Genomic DNA, 13,959 nt, shown 5'->3' with positions numbered 1-13,959 from the left:
GTGGAGACCATCGCTGCTCACGGCCCCGATGCCGAGACAAGGAGGAACGAGGCTCGTTCCTCGGCTTCCAGGGGGCACGGCGGAGTTCAGCTCCTGCGGAGGGTGAGAACCGCGTAGCCGGTGTGCTCCTGGGCGTGTTCGACGATCAGCGGGATGGCCCGCTGAACCTGCTCCGCGATCCGGGAGTCCTGGATCGAGTCCAATGTGGATTGCTGTGCGCGCACCGCGGCGAGCAGCTCCGCGTAGGTCGGCCGGGTGGCTTCGGTGATGTCGAGGACGTCGATCACCTCGAATCCCGCCGTCCGGATCTGGTCGGTCAGCTCCTCCAGCGGCGGTGGCGGGTTGAACGGGATGCCACCCGGCGGCGCCGACGCCTTCGACACCTCGAAGAAGTCGGCGACGACAAAGCGGCCACCCGGCCGCAGCACCCGCCGCACCTCGGACAGGGCCCGCTTCAGGTCGGGCATGTGCAGCAGCGATTCCAGTGCCATCGCGGCGTCGAACTCGCCGTCGGCATAGGGCATTTCCATCGCGTTGACGAGCTCGAAACCGACCTTGTCCGCGATCCCGGCCACGCGCTGCCGAGCGGTCTCGACCTGCCGTTGGCTGATGGTGATCCCGGTGACCGCGCAACCTGAGGCCTGGGCGAGCAGCATGGCGGGGCGGCCGGTTCCGCAGCCGACGTCGAGCAGCCGCTGCTCGGGGCGCAGCGCGAGGCGGTCGCCGAGGAGGCGGGTCAGCCGGTCCTGGGCTTCGGTGAACGAGCCACCGGCACCGCCGGGCCAGTAGCCGTAGTGGATGCTCTCGCCGAGCCAGGAGGAGAGGAACTTCTCCAGGCCGTCGTAGAACTGCGCGACTTCGTCCTCGGTGAACGCCATCTGGTCGGTCAAGCCTTGTCTCCTTCGAGCGGGTCCTGCGGTGCCAACACGGCTCGTTCGGCGGGGGTGAACGGCGGGTCGTCGTGGTTCGGGCGGGCGCCGCCGCGGAGCAAGCCCCGGACCACCCGGGGGATGACCAGTGGAGACGGCACTCCGGAGAGCGTGTGGCCCTGCAACAGCGCGTCGAAGACGACCGGGTCCTCGGCAGCGACCCGTTGCAGGCGGTCGGTCAGCCGCTTCTGCACGAACGAGGCGCGGCTGGGCTCGCCGCCGACCACGTCCGGGTAGAGCCGGTCCTGGCTGGTCGCCATCATCCAGGACGCCTGCGCGGCGGCGGCCATCCCGCGCTGGATGCGGCGGGCACTCCCCCGGTGCAGCTGGTAACGGTGCATCCCCCGGTGCAGGGCGACCGCTTCGCCGGCCGCCACCGACATGCCGTGCCCGTAGGTCGGGTTCGTCGTCGCCACCGCGTCGCCGATCACCAGGAAGCCCTCCGGCCACCGGCGGAGCCGGTCGAAGCGGCGACGGCGGTTGGCGTTGTTGCGGTAACCGCGGGCGCGGCCGAGCGGCTCGGCGGCGGCGATGAGCTCGCTGATGACCGGGTGCGGCAGCTCCCGGGCGAACTGCTCGAAACCCGCTTCGTCCACCGGGGGTTCCGCACCCCTGGTGCCGGAGAGGGTCACCAACCACTGGCCGCCCTCGATGGGGAAGATCACCCCGGCCCGGCCGGGGCGACCGTTGCCGGGTTCTGCCTGGATCGAGACGTTGGGGAAGTCCGCGGGCGCACCCGGCGGTACGCGGTAGAGGCGGGTGGCGTAGGCGAGTCCGGGATCGACCAGCTCCTCGCGCACCTCCGGCAGTCCCAGCTGCCGCAGCCACTCCGGCGCCTTCGAACCGCGTCCGGTCGCGTCGACCACGAGGTCCGCTTCGAGCAGCCGCGGCTGCCCGGACGCCCGATCCCGCACCAGCACCCCGGCCACCCGCGCACCGTCGCCGCACAGCCGCAACGCGGTGGTGTCCTCCTCCACCCGGATCCGGCCGTCGCCGAGCACCCGCTTGCGGATGACCCAGTCCAGCAGGGCCCTGCTGCAGGACAGCGCGAAGCGCATCTCGCGGAACCGCGGCATCCAGCCCTGAGCGGTCAGCGACACCACGTCTCGGGGCAGCCCGAGCCGGCGTGCGCCGTGCCCGAGCAGCTCGTCGACGACGCCGGGCAGCAGCGCCTCCAGCTGCCGGATCCCGCCGGTCAGCAGCAGATGTCCGTGCTGCGCCTGCGGAACGCCCTTGCGGACGACCGGACCGTCGGGGTACCGGTCGCGCTCGACCACGACGACCGAATCCAGGTGCCGCGCGAGCACCGACGCCGCCAGCACACCAGCCAGGCCACCGCCCAGCACCACTGCTCGTCCGTTCACGCCCACGTCGGGACCCTTCCCGATCGCGGATCCGGCAGCCCGAGCTGGTGCATCCGGTCCAGCACGGTGAACGGGCGGATGCCCAGCCCGGCCATGTTGTAGGTCGCCACGTAGCGCAAGCGGCTGTTCCGGCTGGTGTGGCGCAGCATCCGGCGGCCGATCACCTTGCCCGCCCACGACGTATCGGTGATCATCCGGGTCGCGTCGTGGCTCATCCGGTCGATGTGGCGGACCCAACCGGCGCGCGCCTTCTGGTAGCTCGCCAGCGCCGCGTCCACCGCGGGCTTCTGCAGCGGACCGTCGCCGACCAGCCCGGCCAGGGCGTGCGCGTCGGCTATGGCGGTGTTCATCCCCTGCGCGGCCATCGGGTGCACGGCGTGCGCCGACTCGCCGACCATGGCCAGTCCGGGCACCGACATCCTGGATGCCGTGAACCGCCACAGCTTCAGCAACTGCCGGGAGTCGACACTCGCACGCAACGGATCGAGCAGCGGCCGCAGCGACGGCGCATCGGCCACGATCCCCTCGCACCACGCCGTCAGCTCGTCCTTCTTGACGCCGCGCAGCTCATCGGCACCCACCTGCACGTAGAGCCGGATCCGGTTGCCGGGCAGCGGGTAGACCAGCCGCAGGCCGCGGTCGGTGAGGTAGGCGGACACCTCGCTCGGCAGCTCCGGTCCGCCGGAGAGGTCGAAGGACGCCAACCGGTGGGCGTACTCGACCGGGTCGGTGGTGATCCCGGCCAGCTTGCGCAGCCGGGAGGACAGGCCATCGGCGGCGACGACCAGTGGTGCGCGCACCTCGTAGGTCCGGTCGCCCTCGTCGACCACGACCCCGTCCACCCGCCCGCTCGCGTCCCGGCTCAGGTCCTTGACCAGCGCACCGCGCCGCCACTCGACCTCGTCGGCGAGGCAGTCCGCGAGCACGCCGAGGATTTCCGAGTAGTCGTGGCTGAGCAGGTGGTGCCCTCGACCGGCCAGCGCGGCGTAGTCGAAGACCATCACCTCACGGCCGTCGGCCTCGCGGATCACCAGCCGGTCCAACTGCACCGCGCCGCGGTCCCGCAACTCGGGCAACACGCCCCATTCCCGCAGGATTTCGATCGAACTCGGTTGCAGCACTTCGCCTTTGGGGATCGCCACCGGCTTCCGCTGCTTCTCCAGCAACAGCACCCGCAAGCCCCGCGCGCCGAGCGCGTGCGCGGCCGCCAAGCCGCCGACACCGGCCCCGGCGACCACGACGTCGTAGGCCTCAGTCATTGCCCACCTCCCGATAAGCCGCGAGCGCACCGATCGCCAACCCCTGTGCGATCAGCGGATCCGAGTAGTGCACGTGATCCCGGATGTAGATGCAGGCCTGGCCCGCCTCCCACCAGCCGTCCGGCTGCTGGGCGGCGACCAGCCACTCGACGCCGCGCCGCGCCGCTTCGTGCTCGCCGCAGGCCACCAGCGCGCGGATCGCGCGCCCGGTCTCGTCCGGGGTGCCGTCCTGATCACCGCGCCCGGTGCTCCACGAACCGTCGTCGAGCTGCGCGGCCAGCAGCCAGTCCTTGGCCTTGATCGCGACCGGGTGCCCGGGCATGCCGAGCGCGGTCAGCGCGTGCACCACGGCGGCGGTGCCGGGCACGCCGCCACGATGCCAACTGGCCTCGAACGACCCGTCGGGCGCCTGGTGCCGCTCGAGCCAGCGCAGGGCGCGGCGGATCGGCGGGTCCGAAGTGGCGACGCCGACGTTGTGCAGGATCTCGATCGCCTGCGCGGTGATGAACGTGCACGGACCGTCCAGCGGTACCAGCGTGTTTCGCACGAAAGTGCTCCACGAGCCGCTCTTGTCCTGCTGCGCGATCAGCCACGCGATGCCGCGCCGCATGATCCGCTCGGTGTCCGGATCGAGCTCTGCGCCGTCCACCAGGATCCGCAGCACCAGAACGGTTTCCATTGCGTTCGGCCAGCCCCTGCGGCCGGTCCAGGTCCACGCGCCCGCCGGGCTCGCGTACACCTCGGACGGTTCGAGCTGCTGGCACCGGGCCAGCCAGTCGCGGGCCCGGAGCACCCGCGGGTCGGCGGAGTGACCGGCCAGCGCCAGGCCGTGGACGCTGAAGGCCATGCCGGTGGTCTCCACCCGTTCGGCCTCGACGCCGTGGACCAGGTGCCAGGAACCACCGGGCTGCGCCGTCATCCGCAGGTACTCCACCGAACGCCGGGCCAGCTCCGGGGCAGCGCCGGCCCGGGTCAGCGCCGTGCACAGCAGGCCGGTGAGCCATGGATCGCCGCCATAGGAACCGACCCGGCCTTCCTGCTGGTCGAACGCCTCCAGCAGTCGTGCCGCGACCGGTCGGGCGAGCCGGTCGATCGCCCGGGTCAGCGGATTGTGCTTGCGCTGCCGGGATTGCATGAACGACAGGGCCAGGAACGGCGGGGTCAGGTAGGACAGCAGCCGCCTGCGCAGCGCGGCGGGCAGCAGGACCAGCTCGACCGGAACTCGCCGCAACCGGTTCGCGTCCTGCAGGCCGGCGATGGACAGCACCAGACCGCACAGCTGTTCCATCATCGGGTCGCCGATTCCCGCGACGCCGCCCCGGCGGTCGATCCAGCCGCGTGCGCGGGAGACGCTGTCCGCGCCGTCCGGTCCCGCCGCCAGGTGCAACGCCGCCGTGGCCATCGCGGTCGCGACGAAGTCGCTGGGGAAGCCTTCGAGGGTGCCCCAGCCGCCGTCGGGGTTCTGCACCTGCAGCAGCCATGCGATGCCGTCGGCGATCAGGTCCGCCGACCGATCGGCGTCGGCGAAGTGCAGGGCCAGGACCGCGCCTGCGGCACCGGAGACCGCAGCGCGGCGCGGACTCGGCCAGGAGCCGGTGCCCGCCGCGTCGAGCAGAGCCTGCTCGGAGGCGTGGATGGCCTGTTCCACCCGGTTCGCCGTGGACGTTTCTCCGGTCACCGCGTCCTTCCGATCAGCGTGTTCGCCAGCGCCTCGAAGGCATTTCGGACGGCCGCGGGCATTTCCAGCGAATCCAGGCACTCGCCAACCCCGATGAGGTGCCTCGACGCCTCCTGCTCGGCGAACTTCCGGCCGCCGGCCTCTTCGACGAGCTCGGCGGCCAGCCGGAGCCCGGCGTCGTCGCGCGGGCCCTCGGTGAGCAGCCGCGCCAGCCGCGCTCCGGCGGGCGTGTCGGCGGCCAGCGCGGCGATGACCGGCAAGGTCTTCTTGCCCTCGCGCAGGTCGCCGAAGACCGGCTTCCCGGTGACCGCCGGATCACCCCAGATGCCCAGCACGTCGTCGGTGCACTGGAAGGCCAAGCCGAGGTGGCGGCCGAGGGCGTCGAAGGTCTGCACAGCGCTGGGCGGAGCCTCGGCGAGTTGCGCGCCGCCCGCGGCGGCGAAGGCCAGCAACGCGCCGGTCTTCGCCTCGGCCATCGCCTGGTACTCGTCGAGCATCACCGCCTGCGGGCCCGACCAGGGGCGCCCGGCGAACTCGATGTCCTGCACCTGCCCGATCACGACCTCGCGCATCACCACCGCGAGCCGCTCCGCGACCGCCGCCGCGTTCGGCCGGCCGCTGCCGAGCAGCAGCTCGAACGCGGCGGCTTGCAACGCGTCGCCGAGCAGGATCGCAGCCGGGACGCCGTGGGCCTTCCACACCGAAGGCCGACCGCGCCGCTGCTCGTCGCTGTCGATGATGTCGTCGTGGATCAGGCTGAAGTTGTGCACCAGCTCGGCGGCTGCCGCGGCCGGCAGCGCGGCCGATGGCGGGGCGCCGACGGCCTCCGCGGCGAGGATCGCCATGGTCGGCCGGATCGCCTTGCCCGCGGCGTGGGACTCGTCGGTCTGCCAGCCGAAGTGGTAGGCCCCGATCGCGGCCAGCGACGGGTCCAGCGCTTCGACGATGTTGCGCAGCAGCGGTTCGGTGAGTCCGCGTGCCCGGTGGGTCGCGCTCGCGATCAGGTCGTGATCGGCGGTGACCGGAGAAGTCGTCATGGTCGACCTCGCTCCTCGTGGTTGGGCAGGTTCGGGTGGGTTCTCACCCGGCTGGGCTCGGCGCGCTGGCGCGGTTGGCCTGCGTGGCGCGCACCAGCCAGGTGCCGAAGATCAGGAAGGTCGCCCCGACCACCGCCAGCCACGGTTGCCACAGCAGTCCACCGTGGACTCCCAGGTCCACCAGGAGACCGACGATGATCGACGAGGAGGTCAGCGGCATGTGCATCGACGCCCAGAACGTCACCGCGTTGGCCCGTCGCGGGTCGGCGAGCGCACCCGTGGTCAGCTGCCGGGTCACCCAGATCGGCACCGGAGCGGTGGCCAGCATCAACAGCCCGGCCGAAACCGGGATCACGCCGGTGACCAGCAGCAGCGCGATCGCCGCGTACCCGACGAGCTGGCCGGCCGCGAACAGCCGGATCAGCCCGGCCGCGCCGAGCCGCACCGCGAGGGTGCGCTTGCCGGTGGCCCGGTCCCCTTCGATGTCGGAGAGGTTCATGATGGACATCCGCAGGAACTGGAACACGAACAGCACGCCGACGTAGCCCAGCCCGGCGGGCTCGATCGTCCCGGCCTGCACGACCCACGCCAGCAGCGGTCCCAGCCCGTACAGCACCAGCGCGCTGCTGACCTCGCCCAGGCCGTGGTAGTTCAGCCGCAGCGGAGGAGCGGTGTAGAGCCAGGCCACCGCGATGATCGCCGTCGCCACCAGCCGGGTCTCCAGGCTCGGCAGCAGCGCGATCAGCAGCACCCCGACGAACAGCAGCACGAACGCCGCGCCGAGGCTCACCTCGGGCCGCAGGTGTCCGCCGACCAGGATCCGGCTGCCGCCGGTCCAGGACGTGGGTGCGGCATTGGCCCGGTCGGCCTCCAGGTCGAAGTACTCGTTGCAGTAGTGCGTCATCAGGTGCGTGCACCACGCGAACAGCAGGGTCACCAGGTACCAGCCGAGGTTCGCCTGGTGGCCGCTGTGAACGGCGATCGTGACGCCGGCGGCGACCACCAGCATGCTCTGGAAGAGGAACTTCGGGCGCCCCAGGCGCACGAAGGCCAGCAGCGGACGTGGTGCGGTCTCAAGTGAGTTCGATGTCATCGGGTACGGGGTCCTCCCGCCGAGGCCGATCAGAGGTTTCCGCGCCGGGCCTGCTCGCGCTCGACAGCTTCGAACAGGGCCTTGAAGTTGCCCTTGCCGAATCCCTGCGAGCCGTGGCGCTCGATCAGTTCGAAGAACAGCGTCGGCCGGTCCTGGACCGGCGCGGTGAAGATCTGCAGCAGGTAGCCGTCCTCGTCGCGGTCCGCGAGGATCTTGAGCTCCCGCAGTTCGTCCAGCCGCACCCGGGTTTCCCCGACCCACTCCTCCAACGTGTCGTAGTAGGCGTCCGGCGTGTCCAGGAACTGCACCCCGGCCGCGCGCATCCGGCGCACCGCCGCGGTGATGTCGTCGGTGGCCAGCGCGATGTGCTGCACCCCGGGGCCGCCGTTGAACTCCAGGAACTCGTCGATCTGCGACTTCTTCTCGCCTGCGGCCGGCTCGTTGATGGGGAACTTGACCTTGTGCTCCCCGTCGGCGACCACCTTCGACATCAGCGCCGAGTACTCGGTGGCGATGTCGTCGCCGACGAACTCCTTCATGTTCGTGAAGCCCATCACCCGCTGGTAGAACTCCACCCACTCGTTCATCCGGCCGAGCTCGACGTTCCCGACCACGTGGTCGATCTCGAAAAAGGCTCCCTCGGCGGAACCGGTCGATTCCCGCTCCTCGAAGCCCGGCAGGAACACCGCGTCGTCGGTCCGCTCGACGAGCGTGTGCCGGACGTCGCCGAAGGTCGCGATCGCCGCGAGCCGCACACCGTCGGCGCCTTCAGCGTCGTGCGGCGTCTCCAGCCCGGTCGCGCCGCGCTGCACTGCGTTCTCGTACGCGCGGTCCACATCGGCGACCCGCAGCGCGATGTCGACGACGCCGTCGCCGTGGACCGCCAGGTGGCGGTCGATCTCGGTGCCCGGACGGGCCGCACCGGTGAGCAGGAACCGGGCTCGCCCGGCGACCATGAGGTACTCGGCCCGATCGCGATACCCGGTCTCCGGCCCCCGGTACGCGGCGCAGCGCATGCCGAATGCCGTCGCGTAGAAGTGCGCGGCCTGCTTGGCATTGCCCACGACGAATCGGAGGTGGTCGATGCCGAGGACCGGGAACGAATCGAGCGACCCGGATGCCGCGGTGGTGGCGTCGAGGGCAGCGCTTTCCAGCAAGTCTTCGGAAGACAACATGATTGATGAAGTCCCTTTTCCGGCCGTCGGTCGGGTCAGCGGCAGAAGCCTATATCACCCGATCGGGGATCGACAATCCTTTTAGTTCGGCGTGAAAGGCATCCGCAGAAGCCGTGTTGTGCATCACAAACGCTAGCTTTGAGCGCGCGAATCCCCAACGCGATACACGAGTGCACGCCCGATGTCGAAGCTGACCACAATGGACGTTTCGCGCCGGTCGGGACCTGGAACGATCTTGGGCGAAATGTCGCTTTCGACGTGACGGAGAAGCGTTCCCCACCTGGGGTTCGGATGAATCGCCCCAACGAGCGCCGCCTCAAATTCCGGCAATGTTGGGAAAATGGTTTCCATGGGCGCGAAAGGGGTCGAGTTCGATCGCCGAGGAGGGAGGGTGCGCCGATGTCGAACGCGATCCGCCGCGTGGCGATCCCGGCGGCGAGCAGGCCGTCGACAGCCCTGACCAGCCTGTTCGCCCACTGCTCGCGGTGATGAACAAGCGCGAAGTCCGCCTGAAGGTTGCGTCGAGATTCGGTCTTGACAGGATGCCGGTCTCGATGCCCGCTCCAGCTCCGAGCGAGTCCGCGGCCGTTGGCGGAACATTTGCGGACGATGGGACGCAACGGGAGTTGGCGTTCCCGGGCGAGCAGCAGATTTCCTCAAATTTCTTGATACACCTCGATGGGGCGATCCGAATGAGGCGCTCCGCTGAAACTGAACTCGTTCCGCAGCGTGCAGGGAGTCAAGTCGCTTGGATCCAGCCCGGTGGCGGCGGAAGCTGAAAGAGCAAGCTATTCGACCCGAGCGGAATTTGATTGCTCGGGCAGATTTCTGCCTCACCTCACGAGACAGATGAATGGCGAGGCCGATTCCATCCGAGTGGGCAGGCACCGGGCCGTTCCACGAGAGTGGCCCCAAGAATCGATGGGTGAGGAAGAGCGGCGCTCGATCTTGCGGCAGCACTCCCCCACTTGACCGCACCCAAGAGGCCTAACGAGATGATCCCCAGGCCAGAGAAGATCTCGACACGGGTCCCGTTGAGCCGGAAGACATGGTCCGGACCGGCGAAGAGAATGTTGAGGAGGGTGCGATCAGCATCCTGCACGCCACCGGCGTCCGCGGGCGCGAAGCCGGCGAAGGCCCTCAGACCAGCGGCGACTGTGCGCGCGAGCACCAGCTCGAACCATTCGTACCACCCCGCGTGACGCGGAATCCGGTGACCGCGGGACGGGCCTGTCCCCTACTCAGTCGGCATCAACTCAACCAGCCCAAGATCATAAATGGCGACCGGCTGGTTCGCGTTGGTTGTCAGGACACCGTGCAGATGAATCGCGGTATTGATCTTGAGCTGGCGGCCGCCGACTGCATGATCGTTCGGGTGTGGGGAACGAAGAAGCGGCCAACCGCATCCGTGCAAATGACCTGCGATCCCAAGGGCTACGGGCCAAGCTGACGGCGCGGTGGCTATCTCGGCGCCAAGTTGGAGCTTGAGACACTTGCGTCCGAGGGACTTGAATCCCCAAAGTGGCGATATTTCCCGTGTTTGGGGAAACCGCACCAGAACCGCGGCAGACGGCCCAGTGTCCTCGCGCTGAGCCTGCAGGCCGGCAAGGGCCGTCGCCTCGTGGCGTTCGCCGATGTGTCGGGGCAGGGGCACGGTTCGCCGCGGATCTGACCGTGATCGGCTTGCCATCCGCGCTCGGATGTCGACCACGGAGTTCCAGGATCGGGTGACGCCGCCGGGTGGCAGTCGGAGGTCGCGGAGGATGCCCCCGAACAGCCACCACGGCACATGCAGCGGGAACGCAGCTTCGGGACACGGTTACCTGTCCCGGATCTGCCGATGTGCGAATGCTGAGGAACGCGTCGACGGGTGGTGTCTTGTCGCACTCAGGTTGCTCGGCATCGCGTGGATGCTGCTCCGACTACCCGGGGTTCTCAATGAAGCTGGCCCGCCTGTGGCGCGGCGGGCGAGGGCGCCCCGCCGGACCGCGGGGCGCGGCAAGCCCGGTATCTCCCGCCTGAGCAGGCGCTTCGGGTTTAGCCGCTCGGTTGCAGCGAGCTGAGGAGCCCCCCGATGACGGTCTTGGCCCACGCCGACATCACCGACACCGGCGGGATTGACCGGTTGGCCGGTCGCTGCCCGCCTCGCACGAATCCGACCGGACACCCAGGCACTCGGGAGGCTAGCGCTGACGGTCCGCGAAACCGCCGACCGCTCAGCTCATCTCTACCGATCAGGAAGGTCGATTCGGTCAGCTCCCGCAGGCTTCACGCGCTCAACTCCAGGAGTTGCCTGCCGGTACCCGTGGTGACGAGCAGCTTGGCCACCTGGTCGCGGGGGATCGAGGACGCACCGGACAGTCGTGCTTCCCCGGTTGGGGTTCGCGACCACGTGGCGGCCTGGTCCATGCGGCCGTCGCGGGCCACCACCCACGCCACGAATCGGTCGTCGGGCGGCAGGTTCTCCAGGTGCAGGGACACCGCAGTCCCCCACGGACGACCTTCCAGTTTGCCGTGCCCGTGCGAGGTCACACCGACCGCAGCCACCAGGTCAGCGCCCTGCGGTGACCAGGAGGCCGCGGCCATGCCGCCGAGCGCTCCCGCGCCGAGCAGGACCGCTGCGGCCGCGGCCAGCAGCCACCTGCGCTTGCGCGGTGCGGGCGTTCGTTCGGTGCGGGCTTTCAGGATCAGCTCCGCCCACATCGACTCCGGCGGTTCGACCGGCTTCGGGGGCGGTCCGGCGCGGTGCAGCAAGCCGGGCAGGCCTGCGTAGCCGGACAGCTCTTCCCGGCACTCGGCGCAGTGGCCGAGGTGTTCCTCGAGCTGTCGGCGCTCGTCCGGGTCCAGACCGCCGAGCACGTAAGCCCCCAACAGCTCGCGGATCGCCGCGTGCTCCTCGTTCACCGGACAACCCCCATTTCTTCCAAGGTCATTCTCAACGATCGGACCGCGTAGTAGGCGCGTGACTTCACCGTTCCTCGCGGAATCCCGAGCCGCTCTGCGGTTTCAGCCACGCTGAGCCCCCGGAAGTACAGCGCGACGACGACGGCGCGGTGCTGGGTGGACAGTCGTTGGAGCGCCTCACCGACGAGCCAACCGTCCAGCATCCGGTCCAGACCGTCGGCAGCCGGCAGCGACTCGACGGCCGCGTCATCGCTGACCAGGCGAGGGCGACGCTGGGCGGCACGCCAGTCATCGATCAGGATGTTCCGTGCGATCGAGAACAGGTAGGACCGCGGGTCACCACGGCCGGGGTCGATCGAATCCAGATTGCGCCACGCCCGCAGCAAGGTCTCCTGCACGACGTCCTCAGCTCGCTGCCGATCGGCCGTGTACCGCAGGACGAACGCGATCAGCATGCCTCCGTACTCTTCGTACATCGCGCGGAGCAGTTGCTCGTTCGCTGTCATCGCACCCCGTCCAACATCGGTCGATCCCTCCTGCGCCCGGGTGTACGTCGCGAGCGCACCTGCGGTTCGGGGATCCAGCCGCTGATTCTCCCTTGAACCGACCGAGGGCGGCGGACGTAGTGGGAGGCGACGCAGCCCAGAAGGAAGGGACACCATGCCGTTGCGCAGAATCGCTGTCATCGCCACCACCGCTTGCACCTTGGCCATCGCCGCGTGCAGTTCTGGTGAGCAGACCGAATCCGCTTCCCAAACGCCCAGCGCAACCACCGAAGCCCCGACTGTGGTGAGCATCCGCAGCGCGCCTACCGGTGACTACCTCGTCGACGCATCGGGGCGGACGCTCTACCTGTACACGAAGGACGAGCCCGGCATCTCCAAGTGCGCGGGACAGTGCGCGACGCAATGGCCGCCCCTGACCGGGACTCCCCAGGCCGGCCCAGGTGTGGACCCGGCACAGCTCGGCACCGCGAACCGGCCCGACGGCGGCGGTCAGCAGATCACCTTCGCCGGCCAGCCGCTCTACTACTTCGCCCAGGACATGGCGGCCGGAGACACCAAGGGGCAGAACAAGATGCAGGTCTGGTACCTCGTCGACCCCAGGGGTGAAGCGATCAAGACCGCTGCACCGGGGGGCTGACCCGCGAACCGGTCGCCCGTGGCCGACTGCTGCCCACGGGCGACCGGTTCTCCCACATCACCGCAGTAGCCGGAAGGCCATTCGCAGGTCGTGCTCCGCGACGTCGCGACCGAGCACGACACCGGCTTCATCAGCGGTCCGCGTGTGCAGACCGGACCAGACTCGGGCGTCGAGCACTTCGTCGGTGAGCTGCGACCATTCCGCGTAGGTGCGGTACTCCCCCGGCGCTGTCGAGCTTCCGATGGTGACGGCCTCGTCCGGTCCCGCGCCGGTCAGCGCCGTCAACACGGCTTCCGCTGCACCTGCATAGGTGTTGTGCCCGCTGGGATAATCGGGGTGCAACGGGGTTGTGGCCTCCGGTGTCCAGTCCGCGTCTGGTGTGGTGCCCGGATCCCCGTCGCCGTCGTCGGCTGCCCGGATGGCCGTGACAGGTCGCCAGCGGGCGTAGGTGTACTTGCTGTCGGAGGTGGCGATCTGTGTGTCCACGAGGGCGACGTTGAAGATCGCCACCATGCCGACGCGCTGGAACAGCGGCTGCCGGGACTGCTCGAGCGCGGAGCGCAGGACCCAGGCGTAGGCCTCCTGCGTGGACTGCTCCCAGAACTCGGCCGTCCTGGTCTGCTCGTCGGTGCGCGCCGCACTGCCCGCGACGCCCAACGCACGAACCTCGGCCAGATCGCTCCGGTAACGTTCGGAGCCGAGCTCGGGTGGCGGCCCCAACCGGAACTGGGCCGGGTCGTCCAGCAAGAACGGCTTCGCGTACCTCGATCCGGCTTGGATGGCGGCCCCGTACGTCGGCGGCGTGGGCTGCCAGACCCCGGGAGCTGGTTCCCCGGGTGGGTACTCGCCGTTGACCGACTCCGGGTCCAATCCGTCGTTCTCCCGGTCCGCGAGCACGAAGCGCGCCTGCTCACGGCCGATGCGAACGCCCCGCTTCTCAGCGGGGCCGTCCGGGATCCGGCCCAGAGTGCGCGCCAGAGCGGCGTTCAACTCCGCCTGGCGGCTTGGCACCAGGTCCGACAGCGCGGTGTGGACTGCTGATGCAATCGCTGCTTGCTCGTACTCGTGCGGTTGCCCCGTCGCCAGCTCGGGGCGAATCGCCCGGGCCGCGGCGAGCCACGAGATCGCCCACGCGCGATTCTTCGTGATCTGCGCCGATGCCGGAATGTCCGCCGCGTTCACGGTTGCCGCGGACACGTCGTACCACTCCAACGCCACATCCGCGGTCGGCTGGGCGATCGCGTGCGGCATCGCTGCCGTCGCCCCGACCACGACCGACACGGCGACCACGGCGGCGCTGCCCCTGGCCACCCGCCTTCGTACAACCGAACCTCGTCCCACGTACAGCTCCTCCGTCGGTGGTCACGTCTCGGTGCC

12 protein-coding genes are annotated in these 13,959 nt (G+C 69.7%); 2 read left to right on the top strand and 10 right to left on the bottom strand.

Translation table 11 applies throughout. From position 1 onward, the window contains the following. Nucleotides 1–86 precede the first annotated feature (86 nt). The 7 genes from ATL45_RS28325 to hppD are packed head-to-tail and all read right to left on the bottom strand — an operon-like array spanning nt 87 to nt 8,535. Complete coding sequence (locus ATL45_RS28325; RefSeq protein WP_093160810.1) at nt 87–890, bottom strand: SAM-dependent methyltransferase; 804 nt, start codon at nt 888–890, stop codon at nt 87–89. Then, entirely contained in the window at nt 887–2,293 is a 1,407-nt protein-coding gene (locus tag ATL45_RS28320) for an NAD(P)/FAD-dependent oxidoreductase (protein ID WP_211841312.1), read from the bottom strand. The genes ATL45_RS28325 and ATL45_RS28320 overlap by 4 nt, the downstream gene beginning before the upstream one ends. Next, nucleotides 2,290–3,552, bottom strand: coding sequence for an FAD-dependent oxidoreductase (locus ATL45_RS28315; protein WP_093160807.1), 1,263 nt, complete (start codon nt 3,550–3,552; stop codon nt 2,290–2,292). Before ATL45_RS28315 ends, ATL45_RS28320 begins: the two co-directional genes overlap by 4 nt. Beyond that, nucleotides 3,545–5,230, bottom strand: coding sequence for a prenyltransferase/squalene oxidase repeat-containing protein (locus ATL45_RS28310; protein ID WP_170210374.1), 1,686 nt, complete (start codon nt 5,228–5,230; stop codon nt 3,545–3,547). Before ATL45_RS28310 ends, ATL45_RS28315 begins: the two co-directional genes overlap by 8 nt. Further along, a complete protein-coding gene (locus ATL45_RS28305; RefSeq protein WP_093160821.1) occupies nt 5,227–6,267 on the bottom strand; it encodes a polyprenyl synthetase family protein in 1,041 nt (346 codons plus the stop codon). Before ATL45_RS28305 ends, ATL45_RS28310 begins: the two co-directional genes overlap by 4 nt. Before the next feature lie 43 nt (nt 6,268–6,310). Continuing rightward, nucleotides 6,311–7,360 carry a prenyltransferase gene (locus tag ATL45_RS28300; protein ID WP_093160802.1) on the bottom strand — a complete coding sequence of 350 codons (1,050 nt, stop codon included), beginning with the start codon at nt 7,358–7,360 and terminating at the stop codon, nt 6,311–6,313. A gap of 29 nt (nt 7,361–7,389) precedes the next feature. After that, on the bottom strand, nt 7,390–8,535 hold the full coding sequence (gene hppD / locus ATL45_RS28295) for a 4-hydroxyphenylpyruvate dioxygenase (protein WP_093160799.1): 1,146 nt from the start codon (nt 8,533–8,535) through the stop codon (nt 7,390–7,392). 1,048 nt (nt 8,536–9,583) lie between these two features. On the opposite strand from hppD, the gene ATL45_RS38565 reads away from it, so the two are divergent. Continuing rightward, on the top strand, nt 9,584–9,985 hold the full coding sequence (locus ATL45_RS38565) for a hypothetical protein (protein WP_143121803.1): 402 nt from the start codon (nt 9,584–9,586) through the stop codon (nt 9,983–9,985). Between the two features lie 818 nt (nt 9,986–10,803). Here the strand turns inward: ATL45_RS38565 and ATL45_RS28290 are convergent. Continuing rightward, nucleotides 10,804–11,439, bottom strand: a complete 636-nt coding sequence (locus ATL45_RS28290) for an anti-sigma factor family protein (RefSeq protein ID WP_170210373.1) — start codon at nt 11,437–11,439, stop codon at nt 10,804–10,806. Further along, nucleotides 11,436–12,101 carry a sigma-70 family RNA polymerase sigma factor gene (locus ATL45_RS28285; protein WP_256258614.1) on the bottom strand — a complete coding sequence of 222 codons (666 nt, stop codon included), beginning with the start codon at nt 12,099–12,101 and terminating at the stop codon, nt 11,436–11,438. Before ATL45_RS28285 ends, ATL45_RS28290 begins: the two co-directional genes overlap by 4 nt. Between ATL45_RS28285 and ATL45_RS28280 the strand changes: the two genes are divergently transcribed. After that, the gene (locus ATL45_RS28280) at nt 12,100–12,582 is read left to right on the top strand and encodes a COG4315 family predicted lipoprotein (protein WP_093160792.1); all 483 of its coding nucleotides are present in this window, start codon (nt 12,100–12,102) and stop codon (nt 12,580–12,582) included. The two genes, ATL45_RS28285 and ATL45_RS28280, sit on opposite strands and share 2 nt — an antisense overlap. A 57-nt stretch (nt 12,583–12,639) precedes the next feature. Here the strand turns inward: ATL45_RS28280 and ATL45_RS28275 are convergent, their stop codons facing one another. Beyond that, complete coding sequence (locus ATL45_RS28275) at nt 12,640–13,893, bottom strand: vanadium-dependent haloperoxidase (RefSeq protein ID WP_093160789.1); 1,254 nt, start codon at nt 13,891–13,893, stop codon at nt 12,640–12,642. Nucleotides 13,894–13,959 lie beyond the last annotated feature (66 nt).

Origin of the sequence: Saccharopolyspora antimicrobica (genome assembly GCF_003635025.1) — a bacterium.
GTDB classification, from domain to species: Bacteria; Actinomycetota; Actinomycetes; order Mycobacteriales; family Pseudonocardiaceae; genus Saccharopolyspora; species Saccharopolyspora antimicrobica.
The sequence above is the reverse complement of the archived record's forward strand: the minus strand, read 5'-3'. Positions and strand labels throughout refer to the sequence as shown.

Bases quoted from the DNA above. Each gene is read 5' to 3' on its own strand.
- ATL45_RS38565 (WP_143121803.1), top strand. From the start codon at position 9,584: ATGGTCCGGACCGGCGAAGAGAATGTTGAGGAGGGTGCGATCAGCATC.
- ATL45_RS28300 (WP_093160802.1), bottom strand. From the start codon at position 7,360: ATGACATCGAACTCACTTGAGACCGCACCACGTCCGCTGCTGGCCTTC.
- ATL45_RS28305 (WP_093160821.1), bottom strand. From the start codon at position 6,267: ATGACGACTTCTCCGGTCACCGCCGATCACGACCTGATCGCGAGCGCG.
- hppD (WP_093160799.1), bottom strand. From the start codon at position 8,535: ATGTTGTCTTCCGAAGACTTGCTGGAAAGCGCTGCCCTCGACGCCACC.
- ATL45_RS28280 (WP_093160792.1), top strand. From the start codon at position 12,100: ATGCCGTTGCGCAGAATCGCTGTCATCGCCACCACCGCTTGCACCTTG.
- ATL45_RS28285 (WP_256258614.1), bottom strand. From the start codon at position 12,101: ATGGTGTCCCTTCCTTCTGGGCTGCGTCGCCTCCCACTACGTCCGCCG.
- ATL45_RS28315 (WP_093160807.1), bottom strand. From the start codon at position 3,552: ATGACTGAGGCCTACGACGTCGTGGTCGCCGGGGCCGGTGTCGGCGGC.